This is a genomic window from Luteibacter sp. RCC_6_2, from assembly GCF_041360655.1.
In the GTDB taxonomy this organism is placed as follows: Bacteria; Pseudomonadota; Gammaproteobacteria; order Xanthomonadales; family Rhodanobacteraceae; genus Luteibacter.
The window spans coordinates 88,623-105,771 of record NZ_JBFUPQ010000011.1; the positions used below are offsets into that span (position 1 = coordinate 88,623).

Annotated in this window: 16 protein-coding genes; 9 read left to right on the plus strand and 7 right to left on the minus strand. The window is 67.0% G+C overall.

Going from position 1 to position 17,149, the window contains the following annotated elements; all coding sequences use genetic code 11:
- The first annotated feature begins 100 nt into the window (after nt 1-100).
- Nucleotides 101-1,369 (plus strand): dicarboxylate/amino acid:cation symporter, encoded by a 1,269-nt coding sequence (locus tag AB6730_RS13385; protein ID WP_371024094.1) that lies wholly within the window; start codon nt 101-103, stop codon nt 1,367-1,369.
- A gap of 173 nt (nt 1,370-1,542) precedes the next feature.
- Here AB6730_RS13385 and AB6730_RS13390 read toward each other — a convergent pair whose 3' ends face one another.
- The gene (locus tag AB6730_RS13390; RefSeq protein ID WP_371024095.1) at nt 1,543-2,352 is read right to left on the minus strand and encodes a c-type cytochrome; all 810 of its coding nucleotides are present in this window, start codon (nt 2,350-2,352) and stop codon (nt 1,543-1,545) included.
- 108 nt (nt 2,353-2,460) lie between these two features.
- On the opposite strand from AB6730_RS13390, the gene AB6730_RS13395 reads away from it, so the two are divergent.
- Entirely contained in the window at nt 2,461-2,844 is a 384-nt protein-coding gene (locus AB6730_RS13395; protein WP_371024096.1) for a hypothetical protein, read from the plus strand.
- The gene (gene pncB / locus AB6730_RS13400) at nt 2,841-4,046 is read left to right on the plus strand and encodes a nicotinate phosphoribosyltransferase (protein WP_371024097.1); all 1,206 of its coding nucleotides are present in this window, start codon (nt 2,841-2,843) and stop codon (nt 4,044-4,046) included. The genes AB6730_RS13395 and pncB overlap by 4 nt, the downstream gene beginning before the upstream one ends.
- On the opposite strand, the gene AB6730_RS13405 is transcribed toward pncB, so the two are convergent.
- The 3 genes from AB6730_RS13405 to AB6730_RS13415 form a co-directional block, all read right to left on the minus strand.
- Nucleotides 4,016-4,831, minus strand: coding sequence for a MetQ/NlpA family ABC transporter substrate-binding protein (locus tag AB6730_RS13405; protein WP_371024098.1), 816 nt, complete (start codon nt 4,829-4,831; stop codon nt 4,016-4,018). The two genes, pncB and AB6730_RS13405, sit on opposite strands and share 31 nt — an antisense overlap.
- Before the next feature lie 78 nt (nt 4,832-4,909).
- Nucleotides 4,910-5,584 (minus strand): methionine ABC transporter permease, encoded by a 675-nt coding sequence (locus AB6730_RS13410; RefSeq protein ID WP_371024099.1) that lies wholly within the window; start codon nt 5,582-5,584, stop codon nt 4,910-4,912.
- A complete protein-coding gene (locus tag AB6730_RS13415; protein WP_371024100.1) occupies nt 5,581-6,585 on the minus strand; it encodes a methionine ABC transporter ATP-binding protein in 1,005 nt (334 codons plus the stop codon). Before AB6730_RS13415 ends, AB6730_RS13410 begins: the two co-directional genes overlap by 4 nt.
- Nucleotides 6,586-6,690: 105 nt before the next feature.
- On the opposite strand from AB6730_RS13415, the gene AB6730_RS13420 reads away from it, so the two are divergent.
- A complete protein-coding gene (locus tag AB6730_RS13420; RefSeq protein WP_371024101.1) occupies nt 6,691-7,173 on the plus strand; it encodes a glutathione peroxidase in 483 nt (160 codons plus the stop codon).
- A 31-nt stretch (nt 7,174-7,204) separates the two neighbouring features.
- On the opposite strand, the gene dacB is transcribed toward AB6730_RS13420, so the two are convergent.
- Both dacB and AB6730_RS13430 read right to left on the minus strand, forming a co-directional pair.
- Entirely contained in the window at nt 7,205-8,665 is a 1,461-nt protein-coding gene (dacB, locus tag AB6730_RS13425) for a D-alanyl-D-alanine carboxypeptidase/D-alanyl-D-alanine-endopeptidase (protein WP_371024102.1), read from the minus strand.
- A 110-nt stretch (nt 8,666-8,775) separates the two neighbouring features.
- On the minus strand, nt 8,776-9,561 hold the full coding sequence (locus tag AB6730_RS13430) for an enoyl-CoA hydratase-related protein (protein ID WP_371024103.1): 786 nt from the start codon (nt 9,559-9,561) through the stop codon (nt 8,776-8,778).
- A 183-nt stretch (nt 9,562-9,744) separates the two neighbouring features.
- On the opposite strand from AB6730_RS13430, the gene AB6730_RS13435 reads away from it, so the two are divergent.
- Genes AB6730_RS13435 through AB6730_RS13445 form a run of 3 tightly spaced genes read left to right on the plus strand, consistent with a single transcriptional unit; the run spans nt 9,745 to nt 12,121 of the window.
- Nucleotides 9,745-9,990, plus strand: a complete 246-nt coding sequence (locus AB6730_RS13435) for a FeoA family protein (protein ID WP_306846533.1) — start codon at nt 9,745-9,747, stop codon at nt 9,988-9,990.
- Complete coding sequence (feoB, locus tag AB6730_RS13440) at nt 9,987-11,834, plus strand: ferrous iron transport protein B (RefSeq protein WP_371024104.1); 1,848 nt, start codon at nt 9,987-9,989, stop codon at nt 11,832-11,834. Before AB6730_RS13435 ends, feoB begins: the two co-directional genes overlap by 4 nt.
- Nucleotides 11,831-12,121, plus strand: a complete 291-nt coding sequence (locus tag AB6730_RS13445) for a DUF6587 family protein (RefSeq protein WP_371024105.1) — start codon at nt 11,831-11,833, stop codon at nt 12,119-12,121. Before feoB ends, AB6730_RS13445 begins: the two co-directional genes overlap by 4 nt.
- 110 nt (nt 12,122-12,231) lie before the next feature.
- Here the strand turns inward: AB6730_RS13445 and AB6730_RS13450 are convergent, their stop codons facing one another.
- On the minus strand, nt 12,232-13,707 hold the full coding sequence (locus AB6730_RS13450) for a phosphatidylserine/phosphatidylglycerophosphate/cardiolipin synthase family protein (protein WP_371024171.1): 1,476 nt from the start codon (nt 13,705-13,707) through the stop codon (nt 12,232-12,234).
- Nucleotides 13,708-13,744: 37 nt separating this feature from the next.
- Between AB6730_RS13450 and AB6730_RS13455 the strand changes: the two genes are divergently transcribed.
- Nucleotides 13,745-15,676, plus strand: coding sequence for an acetyl-CoA hydrolase/transferase C-terminal domain-containing protein (locus tag AB6730_RS13455; RefSeq protein ID WP_371024106.1), 1,932 nt, complete (start codon nt 13,745-13,747; stop codon nt 15,674-15,676).
- A 154-nt stretch (nt 15,677-15,830) separates the two neighbouring features.
- Complete coding sequence (gene ispG / locus AB6730_RS13460) at nt 15,831-17,090, plus strand: flavodoxin-dependent (E)-4-hydroxy-3-methylbut-2-enyl-diphosphate synthase (protein WP_371024107.1); 1,260 nt, start codon at nt 15,831-15,833, stop codon at nt 17,088-17,090.
- The last annotated feature ends 59 nt before the right edge of the window (nt 17,091-17,149 follow it).

Genomic DNA, 17,149 nt, shown 5'->3' on the forward strand with positions numbered 1-17,149 from the left:
CCCCAGATCGTTCGCCAGGGGAAACACAGTGTCCGATGATGGCCATCCAGACGGCCAGTTGGCGGTGTAAGGTTGGCCTTCGTGTGAACAGGTGCCATCCATGTCACTTATATCTTCCTGGTTACGTATCCGCTTCTGGAAGCGGGTGGCGGCGGGCTTCGTGCTCGGTGCGTTCGCAGGCTGGCTCATGGGGCCGGCGGCCGCGACATGGTTCGGCCCGCTGGGCGATCTCTACGTCACCCTGATCAAGATGATCGCGGTGCCGCTGGTGTTCTTCGCGGTCCTGCACAGCGTATCGAGCCTGCATGGCGTGAAGGATGTCGCCGCCCTGGGCGGGCGCACGTTCGCCTGGTTCGCCGCGACGGCGACGCTCGCCGTGCTGGTGGGATTGCTCGTGGCGCACGTCACCCAGCCAGGCCTGGGCGTGGAAGGACTCACCACGCCAGCAGGCTGGAAACCGAAGGTCGTGCCGGAGCCGGTCAAGGTCTTGTTGGATATCGTGCCGGCCAATCCGTTCCGCGCCCTGAGCGAGGGCAAGATCCTGCAGGTGATTTTCTTCGCGGGACTGCTTGGCCTGGCGCTGGTGAAGATCGGCGAGAAGTCGGTGCGCTTGCGTGCGCTGGTCACCGAAGCGAACGACGGGATGATCCAGGTCACGCGGTTCGTGCTCGAGGTGACGCCACTGGGCACGTTCGGCCTCATCGCCGCGCTGGTGGGCGCGTACGGGTTCGAGAAACTGTTGCCGCTGGCGACCTTCGTCGGCGCGCTCTACCTGGCCTGTGCGCTGCAGATCGTCGTGGTGTATGGCGGCCTGTTGCTCACGCACGGGCTCAATCCGCTCAAGTTTTTCCGCGCCGCGTTTCCCGCCATGCAGGTGGCCTTCACCTCGTCGTCGAGCTTCGCGGCGATGCCGATCGCGCTGCGCAGCGTGGTGGGCAACATGGGTGTGAAGGAGGAGTACGCGGCATTCGCGGTGCCGTTGGGCGCGAGCATCAAGATGGACGGCTGTGGCGCGATCTATCCGGCCATCTCCGCCGTGTTCATCGCGCAGTATTTCCACCTCGACCTGCAACCGGCGCAGTACATGGTGATCCTGCTGGCCTCCGTACTCGGTTCGTTCGGGACGGCCGGCGTGCCCGGCACCGCCACGGTGATGGTCACGCTCGTGCTCAGTTCCGCGGGTTTGCCCTTGGAAGGCATCGGGTATCTCGTCGCGATCGACCGCGTCCTCGACATGATGCGCACGATGACCAATGTCACCGGACAGATGGTGGTGCCGGTGCTGGTCGCGCGCGAGCGGGGGATTCTCGACCTGGCGGTTTACAACCGGGCGTCGAGTGAGCTGGTGGTCGAGGGGGAGCGGGCCTGAGGGGCCGATATCGCCGCTGAAGCGGCTCCCACAGGAAACCTGGCGGATCGCAGCCAGCCGCCAGCTTGTGTGGGAGCCGCTTCAGCGGCGACGGCTCAGGGCGAGACGGTGGGGCCGACCCTGTCGGCGATACGACGCGAGGCTTGGTGGGAGCCGACCCTGTCGGCGACGGCTCAGGGCGAGACCTTCTTCCGCCCCGCCATATGCTTCAGATAAGCCACCAGGTCGTCCAGGTCCGCATCCGATAACACCTTCGGATCGAACCCCGGCATCTTCGCCTGCGGCCAGCGGCGCAGGTTCTGCGGATTTCGCACCAGCGTGCGCAGCATGTCCCCGCGCAGGTACTCGGTCGGACTGTGCGGGATGTTGAGGTCCGGCCCCAGCTTCGCGTCGCCCTGGCCATTGAGCGTGTGGCAACTGATGCAGTTGCGTTGAAAGACCGCGAAGCCACGCTGTGCCGGCGCATTGACGGGTAGCCCGGCGGCCGGTTGCATCGCCGGGAAACGTGCCGCGGGATCGGCCAGTACCTTGATCGACGCCACCTGGTAAGGCCACTGCTCGGGTCCCACGTGGCTCGCCTCGGGATGCAGCCAGACGAGGTAGAAGGGCCCCGCGCTGGGCTTCCCCTCGCCGAGCTTCGGCCATGGCTTGTCGGCCGGTTCGATGGCCAGCCATGCCTCGGCACCGCCGGTGCCCAGGACGAGCGAGGCGGGTATCTCGGCGGTGAAGCCGTCCAGCGCCACGAATTGCAGGTGGCCGCCGTTCGAGACTCCCCCGAGCAGGGCTTTCAACGGGACCGCGCGATAACGCATCGCGGCGTGGTACGAGACATCCCCCACGACCTGGATATCCCGGGCATCCGGCCGCGCAAGCAGTTGTTCCGTGCTCAACCGGCGCGGGCCGGCTCCGGTGTCGACGGTAAGCGTGGCGGCGAGCGTGAGATGGGCGTAAACGAGGAAGATCAGGCCGATGACGAGGCGCACACGGAATCCTTGAGGCGTTTGGCGAAGGGACGAGGTGTCGCGGTACCCTCGGATTATCGCTCCCGCGACCCCATGTCGCGCATTCGACCCGTTCACGGATTTTGCCCCATGGCCGAGACCAGCGTTCCCGACTTCTTCCAGCGTTTCCCGATGCGGCGCATCGTCGATGTGCAACTGGACGAGGATCTCGCGACCGATGACAACCGCATCGCCATCCTGTTCCTGTGGGGACGTGATTGCCCCAACTGCGACATCGCGAAACGACAGATCCTGCTCACGCCCGACCAGTTCGTCTGGCCGGAGGTACGCTGGCTGCACGACAACGTCTATGACGATCCGACCATGGGCACCCGTTTCGGATTGCACGGCATCCCGGCGTTCTTTCTTTTCCATCGTGGCAGGAAGCTCGGTCGCATCACATCGTGGCCCGGCACCCAGCCGTTCGTTGATGCGGTGAATCGCCAGATCGCCGCCACCGGCGCCAGCGCATGATCATCCGGTCGCTGCTCGATACCGACCTCTACAAGTTCACCATGATGCAGGTGGTGCTGCATCAATACCCGGCCGCGCAGGTGGAATACCGCTTCCGTTGCCGCACGCCCGGCGTCGACCTGGCTCCGCTGATAGGGCGCATCCGGGAAGAGCTGCATGAATTGTGTTCATTGCGCTTCACCGACGAAGAACTAGCCTATCTGGGCAGCCTGCGTTTCATCGACAGCGACTTCGTGGATTTCCTCGGCCTGTTCCAGCTGAACGCGAAATACGTGACCGTCGGGCCTTCGACGAAGGGGAACGGCGAGATCGAGATCGTGATCGCCGGGCCGTGGTTGCATACCATCATGTTCGAGGTGCCGCTGCTCGCGATCGTCAACGAGCTGTACTACCAGGCCACATACCCCGGCCTGGAACTCGACGAGGGCAGGGCGAGGCTGCGTTCGAAGATCGAACTGCTGCGCGATACCCGCGGTTACGAAAGTGCCCGTATCGCCGACTATGGCACGCGCAGGCGCTTCTCACAGGCGTGGCACGAGGAAATGCTGGGGATCATGAAGCGCGACCTGGGTGCGCAGCTGGCGGGCACGAGCAATGTCTGGCTGGCCATGCGGCTGGGGCTGGTCCCGATCGGGAGCATGGCGCATGAATACCTCCAGGCTTTCCAGTCGCTGGGGCCACGCCTGCGCGATTCGCAGACGGCGGCACTGGAGGCATGGGCGCGCGAGTATCGCGGCGACCTGGGCATCGCACTCTCCGACGTCTACGGCCTCGACGCCTTCCTGCGCGATTTCGATATGTATTTCTGCAAGCTGTTCGATGGCGCGCGCCACGATTCAGGCGACCCCATCGTGTGGGGAGACCGCGTGCTGGCGCACTACGAAGCGAACCGCGTCGACCCGCGGACGAAGACACTGGTGTTCAGCGACAGCCTGGATATCCCGCGCGTGATGGAGCTCTACCGGCACTTCGCGGGGCGCTGCCTGTTGTCGTTCGGCGTGGGCACCAACCTCACCAACGACGTGGGCCCGGCGCCGATCAACATCGTGATCAAGATGACCCGTTGCAACGGCCAGCCGGTGGCCAAGCTCTCCGATTCACCCGGCAAGAGCATGGGAACCGAAGACCCGGACTACATCGCGTACCTGCGCCGGGTGTTCGAGATGCCGGCTCAGAACGCCGGCAGCACCGCGCCGCCGTAGTTCTTCTCGATGAAGGCCTTCACCTCGGGCGAGGTCAGCGCCTTGGCCAGCTTCTGCACGCGCGGATCGTCCTTGTTGTCCTGCCGCGAGACGAGGAAGTTCACGTACGGGGAATCCTTGTCCTCGATCAGCAAGGCGTCCTTCACCGGGTTGAGCTTGGCGGCGAGCGCGTAGTTGGTGTTGATGAGGGCCAGGTCCACTTCGCCCAGCACGCGCGGCAACATCGCCGCCTCGAGTTCACGGAACTTGAGGTTTTTCGGGTTCGTGGCGATGTCCTTGAGCGTCGCCAGCCGGTCGCCCGGGTTCTTCAGCGTGATCAGGCCATGCTTCGCCAGCAGTAGCAAGGCCCGGCTGTTGTTGCTGGGATCGTTGGGGATGACCACGTCCGCGCCATCGGGAAGCTGGTCGATCGAGGTGTACTTGCGCGAGTACGCCCCGAACGGCTCGATATGCACGCCCACGACCTTCACCAGGTTCGTGCCGCGCTCGCGGTTGAAGGCGTCGAGGTAGGGTTCGGTCTGGAAGAAGTTCACGTCGAGCTGTTTCTGTGCGACCTGCATGTTCGGCTGCACGTAATCGGTGAACACGCGGATCTCGAGGTTCACGCCTTCCCGCGCCAGCAGCGGCTTGATCTCCTTGAGGATCTCCGCATGCGGCACGGGCGTGGCGGCGACGGTGAGCGTGGCCTCGCCCTGGCCTCCCTCCTTGTCGGCACCGCCGCCGCCCGAACAGCCGGCGACCATGAAGGTGAGGGCGGCGGCGAGCGGGAGCAGGTACTTCTTCATGGGAGGCGTCCATCGCGAATGTTGCGGTGCGACAGCATAGACGTCCATATCGCCGGATGCAAAGCCGGCCCCGAGGGTTCAGCGCCGGCTGTAGCGGCTCACCAGTCGATCTCCGAGCGATTGCAGGACCTGTACCAGCACCACGAGCAGTGCGACGGTGACGAGCATGTAATCGGGTTTGTAGCCGTTGTAGCCGTACTGGTAGGCGAGGGCGCCGAGGCCGCCGGCACCGACGATGCCGCCCATCGCCGTATAGCCGACCAGGGCCACGGCGGTGACGGTGGTGCTGGCGACGAGGCCGGCGCGGGCCTCCGGCAGCAGCACCCGGGTGACGATCTGCCCCGTGGTCGCGCCCATGGCCTGGCTCGCCTCGATGACTCCGCGATCCACTTCGCGCAGCGCCGTTTCCACCAGTCGCGCGAAGAAAGGCGCCGCGCCGATCACCAGCGGAACGATCGCGCCACGGATGCCGATGCTCACGCCCGTGATCGCCTGTGTGACGGGGATCAGCAGGATCATGAGGATGATGAAGGGAATCGACCGCAGCACGTTCACCACGAGCGAAAGCACGGCATAGAGCTTCGGCCTGGCGTGCAACTGGCCCTTGGCGGTGAGGAACAGCCATACGCCCAGCGGCAAGCCGAGCACGATGGTGAACAGCAGCGAGCCGCCGAGCATCAGCAGGGTATCGATGCATGCCTGGCCGATCTCGGGCCAGTCGATGTTGGGAAACAGGGCCTGCATGGGGCTCATCGCGCCACCTCCTCGATATCGACGCCCGCGTCGCGAATCTGCACGAGTGCGTCGTCCAGGCGCTCGCCATGCATGGCGAGCGTCAGCTGGCCGTAGGGCACGTCCTTGATCCGGTCGACACGGCCGGAAAGGAGGTTGTATTCCACGCCGGTATCGCGGACCACGCGCGAGAGCAGTGGCGAGTACGTGGCCTCGCCACGGAAGGAGAGCCGGAACAGCCGTCCCGGTACGCCGGGAAATTCCGCGCCGCGTCCCTCGCGATGATCCGCCTCGGCCACGAAGCGGCGCGTCGTGGGATGTTGCGGATGCAGGAAGACGTCGGCCACCGGGCCAAGTTCGACGACGCTGCCGCCGTCGAGCACGGCGACCCGGTCGCAGACGCGACGGATCACGTCCATCTCGTGCGTGATGAGCACGATGGTCAGCCCGAGCCGTCGGTTGATGTCGGCGAGCAGTTCCAGCACCGATGCCGTGGTCTGGGGATCGAGGGCGCTGGTGGCCTCGTCGCAAAGCAGGATCGACGGGCGGCTCGCCAGAGCCCGCGCGATGCCGACGCGTTGCTTCTGCCCGCCGGACAGTTGCGCCGGGTACTTGCGTGCGTGCGCGGTCAGCCCGACGAGGTCCAGCAGTTCATCCACGCGCGCGACGATCGCCGCATCGTCCACGCCGCCCTGGAGACGCAGCGGGAAAGCGACGTTGTCGGCCACCGTGCGCGAGGAAAGCAGGTTGAAGTGCTGGAAGATCATGCCGATGCCGGAGCGTAGCTTGCGCAGCTCGGCACCCTGGGCATCGGTGACGTCACGGCCGTCGATGAACACCTTTCCCGCGGTCGGACGCTCCAGCAGGTTGACCAGCCGGAGCAAGGTGGATTTGCCGGCACCGGAATGGCCGATGATGCCGAACACCTCGCCCGCTTCGATGGTGAGGTCCACGGGTTGCAGGGCGGGCACGAGCGCTCCGTCCACACGGTAGGACTTGGACGCGGCGGCGAAACGGATCACGGGCTTTGGCTCTCCGGCCGGAAAGACGTCCATGGTATCCGAACCCGGGGCAAGGGCGCCGCGCGGGGCGTAGACTGCGCGTATTCACCAATGAAGGGAACGCGCATGGCCAGCATCTACGATTTCTCCGCCGTTGATATCGATGGGAACGAGCGCTCGCTCGCCGAGTTTCGCGGCAAGGCGTTGCTGGTGGTCAACGTGGCCTCGAAGTGCGGATTCACGCCGCAGTACAAGGGGCTGGAAGAGTTGCAGAAGGCCTGGCACGAGCGCGGTTTCGAGGTGCTCGGGTTTCCGTGCGACCAGTTCGGCCACCAGGAGCCGGGCAACGAAGCGGAGATCCGCGACTTCTGCTCGCTGACCTACGACGTGAGCTTTCCCATGTTCTCGAAGGTCGAGGTCAACGGCGACCACGCGCATCCGCTGTATCGCTGGCTGAAGGCGGAGAAGAAGGGCGTCCTGGGTACCGAGGGCATCAAGTGGAACTTCACCAAGTTCCTGGTCGACCGCGAGGGCCAGGTGGTGGAACGCTACGCGCCGACCGATACACCGGAGAAGATCGGCAAGGATTTGCCGAAGGTGCTTGGGTGAGGGTAGCCATCGCCGCTTAAGCGGCGATGCTCTAAAGCTTTTCCACAACCTCGGCCAGCATCACCGCGATCGCATCGACATCCGCCGAGGCCGAAGGCACCGGCTCCGCGCTCTTCGCCGGTGGCCGGTAATTGTTCAGCAGGATCGCGAACGCCAAGCGCTGGCCGCTCTTGGTGGTGACGTAGCCAGCCAACGCGTTCACGAAACTCATGCTGCCCGTCTTCGCCACGACGTTGCCTTCCGCGACCGTACCGCGCATGCGGCCGGCAAGCGTGCCATCGACACCGGCCACGGGAAGGAGTCCACGCCAGGTCGCGGCGATCGGCGAGGCATCCATCAGCGCGAGCAACCGGGTCAGCGATGCGGCCGTCGTCAGGTCATGACGCGAAAGACCGGTGCCTTCGTCCAGCGTCGTCGATGACGGACCGATGCCGCGTGCCGCCAGCCATGCCGCGAGCGCGGTGGCGGCGCTGTCCTCGGCGCGCGCATCTTCGGCGCCCGATGACTCCAGGCCGGAGAGAAGGAAGACGCTTTGCAGATAGAGGTTCTGTGAGCGCTTCAGGCCGATGCGGAGGATGTCCGCAAGCGTGGGCGAAGGGAACGAGGCGACGGTCGGACCGCCGAGTGCCGGCACCGGCCATTGCACGCTGCGAGCCTCGCCATCCACGCGCAGTCCCTGCCGCTCCAGCGCGGATCGCAGGCGCCGGGCGGCCGTGAGCGCGGGGTCGGGGATGGACAGGCGCGAGCGGCTCGGTTTTTCCGTTTCATTCACGCCACCGAGCACGTGCAGCGTCGCCGTTCCCGGTGCGCGATAGAGTTCGAAGCCCTTCGCCGGTTGCATGGCGATCGTGACGGCCGCGTCCTCGGGCGTTACGTCGATCCCGTTCATGGACACGCTGGCGGTCATCGTGTTTTCGTCGATGTCGAGACCACCGGCCTGCGCGCCGTAATACGCCTGCAAATCGCCTGCTTCCCAGCCACTGCCGATGGGCGGGCCACGAAACACCGTGTCGTCGCCGACGATGCCGCCATCGATGCGGCGGATGCCCTGTTCGCGAAGGGCCGTGGCGAGGGTGTCGGCCCAAGCGTTGCCGGCCAGTGTCGGATCGCCGCGGCCGCGCAGGACGAGCGGGCCACGCAGCCGGCCGCGCCGCAGTTCGCCGGCGGCGATGACATCGGTGTGGGTGCGGTAGTCCGCGCCGAGACGGTCGAGGGCGAAGGCAGCCGTGTAGAGCTTGGCGGTGGAAGCGGGCAGGAGCAGGCGGCCGTCGTCATGGGCGTAGACCGTGCGGCCGTCATCCAGCGAGACCACCGAGATGCCCCACGATGCGGCGGCGAAGCGGGGTTCGGCCAGGTGTTGGTCGATGCGCCGGGCCAGGGTTTCGGCTTGTGTGACTGTGGTTAGCGATAGCAGGAACGTTGTGAGGTAGGCGAGGCTGCGGTGTCGCCGGTCGCGGCCCAGGCCGCTTCCCACCCCGCTACGTTCAAGCATCGATCTCCGCCGCCAACCTTCGGGTGGGAAGCGGCCTCGGCCGCGATCGCCGCGGTCACCATCACCGCTCCAACCACCATCACCACCCCGATCGCCCCGAACCGCCTCCATCACCCCAGCCAAGACGGCCGGCCCTTGTCGAGGAAGGCCGAAAGCCCATCCTGCCCCTCCGCCGAAACGCGAAGACGGGCGATCAACGCGGCGTTGGCCGCGTCCGTCGTCTCCATGGCTGCGGATTCCATCCCCCCCATATCCAAGGCAAGGCGCTTCGCCTCCCGCTGCGCGATGGGCCCGCCCTTGGCCAGGAAGCCCAGGATGCGTTCGACCGCCGCATCCAGCTCCTCGTCATGGACCACCTCGTGGAGCAGGCCCATCGACAAGGCGGCCGCCGTATCGAACACCTCGCCGGTGACGAAGAGCCGGCGGGCCTGGCGCAGGCCGATGGCGGCGATGACGTATGGCGAGATCACCGCCGGCACGAGGCCGAGCTTCACCTCGGAAAGGGCGAACTTCGCGCCATGCGCCCCGATGGCGATATCGCAGCAGGCGATCAATCCCACGCCGCCGCCGAACGCCGCGCCGTTCACCCGGGCGATCGTCGGTTTCGACAGGAACTGGAGGCGGCGCATCAGCGTGGCGAGGCGTAGCGAATCCTCGCGGTTGTCGGCTTCGGAGGCCTGGGCCATGCCACGCATCCAGCGCAGGTCGGCGCCCGCGGAGAAGCTGGCGCCGGCACCGGTCAATACCACCGCGCGCACCGTGTCGTCGGCCTCCACGGCCTCGATGGCCGCGGTGAGTTCCGCGATCAGGCCGTCGTCGAAGGCGTTGTGCACCTCCGGGCGGTTCATGACCAGGTGGGCGATGCTGCCCTGGCGGACCAGTTCGACGGCTGACATGGCGGAACTCCTGTTTCGAGCCGCCGATCATAACGGCGCGCCGGGCTGAAAGGCGGGCGGCACGTTCCCGGTCCAGTATCCGATGCCACCCGGGGCAGGCCGCCGATCCATAAGTTCTTGCGTTGGATGCAGCCCTCCCGGCAAAGGCATATAATGCGAACAGTTCTTATTTGAGTAAGCCCAGTGCGCCTCTCAGACGCGCCGAAAGGTGCCCAAGCCGTGGTCCAGTCCGTTACCGATGCCCATCCATCCGATCCGATCGCGCAGCGCCTGCGCGATCTCGGCTTCGTCGCTGGCGAACCGGTTCGCCTGGTGGCGCGTGGCCCGCTCGGCGGCGACCCGCTGTTGATCCAGATCGGCTCGACGCGCTTCGCCTTGCGCAAGACGGAAGCCGCGCGGGTGGAAGTGTTCGTGGGCGGTGCGGCATGAGCGCCATCGCCATGCGCGTCGCGCTGGTCGGCAACCCGAACTGCGGCAAGACGGCGCTGTTCAACCAGCTCACCGGCGGCAGGCAGAAGGTCGCCAACTACGCGGGCGTCACGGTCGAGCGCAAGGAGGGGCGCTTCGTGGCACCGTCGGGGCGGACGCTGCACATCCTCGACCTGCCGGGGGCGTACAGCTTCGATGCGACGAGCCCCGACGAGGCGATCACTCGTGACGTCTGCCACGGGCGCTACCCGGGCGAAGCCGCGCCCGACCTCATCGTCTGTGTGGCCGATGCCACCAACCTGCGCCTGCACCTGCGCTTCGTGCTCGAAGTGCGCCGCCTGGGTCGTCCGGTCGTGCTCGCGCTCAACATGATGGACGCGGCCCGCCGGCGCGGCATCGCGATCGACGTGGAAGGCCTGTCGCGCCGTCTCGGCGTTCCGGTGGTCGAAACGATCGCCGTGAAGCGCGGTGGCGCGAAGGCGCTGATGGAGCGTATCGACGCCAGCGTGCCCGAGGTGGCGCCGGCTCCGATCGACGAGGCCGACGTCGAGCAACTGCACGCGGAAGTGCGCTCGATCCTTGCCGATACGGTGAAGCTGCCACGCGACACGGTGGCCCTCGACGACGCCATCGACCGCTGGGCGCTGCATCCGGTATTCGGCCTGGCGATCCTCGCCACGCTGATGTTCTTCATCTTCCAGGCCGTGTTCTCGTGGGCGCAGCCGGTGATGGACGGGATCGAGGCGGGCATCGCCGCGCTGGGCAACTGGGTCACCGGATTCCTTCCCGCGGACAGCGCATTGCACAGCCTGCTCAACGACGGCGTGTTCGCCGGCCTGGGCGCGGTGCTCGTGTTCCTGCCGCAGATCCTGATCCTGTTCCTGTTCATCCTCGTGCTCGAGGAATCCGGTTACCTGCCGCGTGCGGCCTTCCTGCTCGACAAGATGATGTTCCGCGTCGGCCTGACGGGCAGGGCGTTCATCCCGCTGCTGTCGAGCTTCGCCTGCGCCATTCCCGGCATCATGGCCACGCGCAGCATCCAGGACCCGCGCGACCGCCTGACGACGATCCTCGTCGCGCCGCTGATGACCTGCTCCGCGCGCCTGCCGGTCTACACCTTGCTGATCGCCGCCTTCATTCCGGACCACGCGGTGTGGGGTGTCTTCAACCTTCAGGGCATCGTGCTCTTCGCGCTGTATTTCGCCGGCATCTTCAGCGCGCTGGCCGTCGCCTTCGTGATCAAGCGCATGCGCAAGGACAAGAGCGAACACGCGCTGATCATGGAACTTCCGTCGTACCGCCTGCCCAACGTGCGCGACATCGGCCTCGGCCTGTGGGAGCGCGCCCTGATCTTCCTCAAGCGCGTGGGCGGCATCATCCTCGCCCTCACCGTGCTGTTGTGGTTCCTGTCCAGCTTCCCGGGGCCGCCGCCGGGGGCCACCCAGCCCGCGATCGACTACAGCATCGCGGGGCGCCTCGGCCGCATGCTCGAGTACGTGTTCTCGCCGATCGGGTTCAACTGGCAGATCTGCGTCGCGCTGGTACCCGGCCTGGCCGCGCGCGAAGTGGCCGTCGCCGCGCTCGGCACCGTCTACGCGATGTCGGGCAGCGACGACGCCGTGGCCTCGCAACTCGGCCCGGTCATCGCCCACCAGTGGTCGCTGGCCACCGCGCTTTCGCTGCTGGCGTGGTACGTGTTCGCGCCGCAATGCATGTCCACGCTGGCGGTGATCCGCCGCGAAACCAATTCCTGGCGCAATGTCGCCGTGGCGGCCGGTTACCTGTTCGGACTCGCCTACCTCGCGTCGCTGGCCACCTATCAGATCGCGAGGGCGCTCACATGAGCACGTTCGAACTGGTCCAGGGAGCGATCATCGCGCTCGTCGTCGTCGTCAGCGCGTACGTAGCTTTCCGCAAGCTGCTGCCGAAGACCTCGACGCGCGTCATGGCGCGCGTGTCGGCCAGCCTGAACCGGCCTGGCCGCGCCGGTGTCGTGCGCTCGCTCGGCCGCCGCCTGCAACCCGCGACGGCCACGGGCAGTTGCGGCGATGGCTGCGGTTCGTGCGGAAGCTGCGGGCCGGCGGCGCCGAAGAGCGAGGCCCAGCCGCTGCATTTCAAGCCGCGGAACTGAGGTTGCGGCTGGGACCGCGGCGGAGTACGGGCCGCGCGTATCGCCGCTGAAGCGGCTCCCACAGGAGTGGCTCTCGCCCTTGTGGGAGCCGCTTCAGCGGCGATGACCCTTCAGTCCGAAGGCGGTGCCTGATCGGCTGGCGACGGCCCATGTTTCCTGCGCTGCCGCAGGCTCCACCAGCTCACGGCCAGGTTCACCGTAAACCACGCGCCGATAACCGCCAGCGGCCATGCGATCACCGCCGGCCAGAGCACCCCGACAACCGTCAACACCAGGGCTGCCGCCGCACCTGCCAGGAGCGGCCCGGTTTCCGTATCGCCGAGCACGCGATGCTGGGTGATCGCCGCGCCCACGGTGTTGGCGATGCGCAACGCACCGGCGGCCGCACGGCCGGAACTCCCGCCGCTGCGCCGGGGGCGTGGCGGGCGCGGTGAACGGCTGCGCAGGCGTTCGTTGCCGGCGCGGTAACGTGGCCGGTGCAGCAGGATTTCCGTGGCGTTTTCCAGATCCGCTTCGTACTGGTGCGCCAGCTGCGTGGCGAAGCCCGCATCCTCGACCGCGACATCGATTTCGCGGTTGCCCAGCCAGCTCGCGATATTGAGGTTGGACGATCCCACTCGCGCCCAGCGCCCGTCGGCCACGGCCGTCTTCGCGTGCAGCATGGAACCGTTCCATTCGAACACGCGGATGCCCGCCTTCAGCAACGGCCGGTAGCCCGAACGCGACATGCCGGCCACCACCGGGATATCGCTGCTTCCCGGGACCAGGAGACGCACGTCGACGCCATCGCGGGCGGCGGCGCACAACGCCTGGACGTACGGCGCCACGCCGACGAAATAGGCGTCGGTAAGCCACAACGTCTGTCGCGCCATGGCGGCGACCATCTGGTCCAGGCGATACATGCCCGCCGTGCTGGGTTGGGTGGCGATCACGCGCAACGAGACATCGCCGGCGGTGACGCTGGTCACCGGAAGCAGGCGTTCGTCTTCCGGCAGCGGTTCGCCGGCTTCGCGCCAGCTGTCGGCGAAGGCATGTTCGATCTCGGCGATCGCCGGACCACGCAGCCTCACGCCGGTATCGCGCCACGGCGGCACGTTACGCGACGGATCGCCCAGCCATTTCTCGCTGAGGCATACGCCCGAAAGAAAACCGACCTCGCCGTCCACCACCAGCACCTTGCGATGGTCGCGGCTCACCCATCCGAAGGAACTGCCCAGCGTGGGCGGGTTGTAGATGCGGACTTGCCCGCCGGCCTCGCGCAGCGGCGTCCAGAAGGAGGATCGCGACTGGCCCAGGCAGCCGATCCAGTCGCCGATCACCGCCACGAAGACGCCGGCCTTGGCCCGCTCCACCAGCGCATCCCGGAAGGCCTTGCCGATGCGGTCGTCGCGGATGATGTAGTTCTCGAGGAACACGTGGCGGCGCGCGGCCGCGATCGCCGCCAGCCATGCGTCGAAGTGGGCTTGGGCATCGATCAACAACTCGACCGCGTTGCCGCCGATCAGCGGTGCCCCCGCGCTGCGGCTCAATGCCTGTTCGGCGAACAGGCGGCTGGAGAATCCTGTGCTGCGGTGACGTACGTTCATGATGGTGAGTGTATCGGCATCTGGCATCATCGCCGCCATGGCATCGACACCGCGTGACCGTGACACCGAAGCCGCCGTCGAGGCGATCCTGCAACGCACGGGCGGTCACCCCCGGGTGGCGGCGCCCCTGGGCCTGGGCAAGCCGCATGCCTTGCTCAATGCGCTCTATCGCGCGGTGCAGGGGCGCGACGACCGCTCGCTGACGATATTCACGGCGTTGTCGCTGACCCGGCCGTCGCCGGGGAAGGGGCTGGCCGCTCGCTTCGCCGCACCCTTCCTCGCCCGTCATTTCGGCGAGGGCTATGTGGACCTCGACCATGCGATCGCCCAGGCCCGCGATGCGCTGCCGGCAAACATCCACGTGCACGAGTTCTACATGCAATCCGGCGCGCTGCTCGGGTCCGGCTCGGCGCAGCGTGACTACATCAGCCAGAACTACACGCACGTGGCTCGCGACCTGGTGGGACGCGATATCAACGTGCTGGTCCAACTGGTGGCGCGGCGTGACGGCCGGACCAGCCTCTCGTCGAACCCGGACCTGACCTTCGATTTCCTCGACAACCTGGCGCGGGCGGGCAAGCCGAAACCGTTCTGCGTCGCGGTCGTCCACCCGGACATGCCCTACGTCAGCGGCCATGCGGAAGCGGAGGAGGGCCTCTTCGACCTGCTTGTCGAGCCCGAGGTCTCACCGCCGCTGTTCGCCTTGCCGCGTTCGCCGATCGAACCGGCCGAGTTCGCGCTCGGCATGCATGCGAGCGCGCTGGTGGTGGATGGCGGTACGCTACAGATCGGCATCGGCGCCTTGTCGGACGCGCTGGTGCGTGGCCTCCTGCTGCGGCACGAACAGAACGGCGCCTGGCGTGACGGCCTCGGTGCCCTCGATGTCACAGGGGGCACGCGCCGCTGCATGAATGGCTGGGGCGGCGGCGACGCCTTCGCGACAGGCCTGTACGGCGCGAGCGAAATGGTGATGGACGGCTTCATGCACCTGCAACGCGCGGGCATCCTGCGCCGGCGGGCCTATGACGATATCGAGCGCGAGCGCCGCGCGGCGGCGGGAGAAGACGTCGGTGCGGCAGGCGGTCATTACCTGCGTGGCGCCTTCCTGCTCGGCTCGCGCGAGTTGTATGCCTGGATGCACCGTTCGGAAATCGACGATCCCGACGCGATCGACATGTGCCGGGTGTCCAACGTCAATCATCTTTATGGCGATCACCAGCCGCTGGCTGCCTTGCAGCGTCGCGGCGCCCGTTTCTTCAACACCTGCATGATGGCGACGTTGACGGGTGCCGCCGTCTCGGACGGGCTGGAGGACGGCCGTGTCGTGAGCGGCGTCGGCGGACAGTTCAATTTCGTGGCGATGGCGCACGAACTTCCCGGCGGGCGGTCGATCCTGCTGTTGCGTGCGACGCGCGGGAAGGGGCGCAAGGTGGCGTCGAACATTCGCTTCAACTATGGGCATACGACCATTCCGCGCCATCTGCGCGATGTCTATGTCACGGAATATGGCGTGGCCGACCTGCGTGGCCTGTCGGACGAGGCGTGCGTGGAGGCGATGTTGTCGATCGCCGATGCGCGCTTCGTGGACGGGCTGGTGGACGAGGCCAAAAGGGCCGGGAAGCTGCGGCGGGATTTCGTCGTGCCCGAGGCGTGGCGGGGGCATACGCCCGAGGGCCTGGCGGCGGCGCTGGAGCCGATGCGGCGGCGCGGGTTGCTCGATCCTTTTCCCTTCGGCAGTGATTTCACCGATGTGGAACGGCGGCTGTTGCCTGCGCTGGGCTGGCTGCGTGATGCGGGGAAGGGGACGTTGTTGCGGGCGCTGGTGGCGCCGGGGAAGCCGGTAGATGGGGAGGGCGAGGCGCTGGAGCGCATAGGGCTGGGGTGGCCCGGGTCGGTCGCCGAACGGCTGGAACGGCGGCTGGTGCAGGCGGCGTTGCGGTGGCAGGGCCGGGCGCCGCGGCAACCCTGAATCGCCGACAAGGTCGGGACAAGCACCCATCGCCGCTGAAGCGGCTTCCCACAACGGCTTCCCACCGGGCTGGCACAACGGCTGGCACAACCAAAACCTCAGCCAGCTTGAACGGTCGGCGAGCGGTCATGCCGATGCGCTAAAATGGGCAGCTATGACCGAAGACCTCACTAGCCGCCCGCGTCCCGCGGAAGCCGGCGCCCGCCGCCCCAGTACGGGAGTCCTGATCGACCGTGTCCACGTCGGTGGCGGCGCGCCGATCGTCGTCCAGTCGATGACCAACACCGACACCGAGGACCCGGCATCCACGGCGAAGCAGGTGGCCGAGTTGGCTCGCGCCGGTTCCGAACTGGTCCGCATCACGGTGAACACGCCGGCCGCCGCCGCCGCGGTGCCGCGTATCCGCGAGCGCCTCGACATGATGGGCGTCTCCGTGCCGTTGATCGGCGATTTCCACTACAACGGCCACCAGCTGCTCGAAGGCGAGCCGGCCTGTGCCGAGGCACTGGCGAAGTACCGCATCAACCCGGGTAACGTCGGCTTCGGCAAGAAGAAGGATTCCCAGTTCGCCTCGATCATCGAGATGGCCATCCGCTACGGCAAGCCGGTGCGCATCGGTGCCAACTGGGGCTCGCTCGACCAGTCGATGGTCGCCGCCCTGATGGACGAGAACGCCAGGCGCGCGCAACCGTGGGACGCGGGTCACGTGGCCCGCGAAGCGCTGATCCGTTCGGCGCTGGATTCCGCCGCCCGCGCGGAAGACCTCGGCCTGCCGCGCGACCGCATCATCCTGTCCTGCAAGGTGTCCGGCGTGCAGGAACTGATCGCGGTCTATCGCGATCTCGCGCGCCGTGCCGACTATGCGCTGCACCTCGGCCTCACCGAGGCGGGCATGGGTTCCAAGGGCATCACCGCATCCAGCGCCGCGCTTGGCGTGCTGCTGCAGGAGGGCATCGGCGACACCATCCGCATCTCGCTCACGCCCGAGCCGGGCCAGTCGCGCACGGCCGAGGTGATCGTCGCGCAGGAACTGTTGCAGACGATGGGCTTGCGCGCGTTCACGCCGCTGGTCACGGCGTGCCCGGGGTGTGGCCGCACCACCAGCGAATTCTTCCAGGAACTGGCGAAGACGGTGCAGGGCCACGTACGCGAGCAGATGCCCCTGTGGCGCGTGAAGTACGACGGCGTGGAAAACCTCACGCTCGCCGTCATGGGCTGCGTGGTGAATGGCCCGGGCGAATCCAAGCACGCCAACATCGGCATCTCGCTCCCCGGCAACGGCGAGGCGCCGTCGGCCCCGGTATTCATCGATGGCGAGAAGGCCATGACCCTGCGTGGCGACAACATCGCGGATGAGTTCGTCGCGATCCTCGACAACTACGTCGAAACCCACTACGCCGCCCGCGGCGACTGATTCACGCCTTGCATGCGGGTCCGTCCGTCACCATGACGGGCGGTCCAACCCGCAGGAGA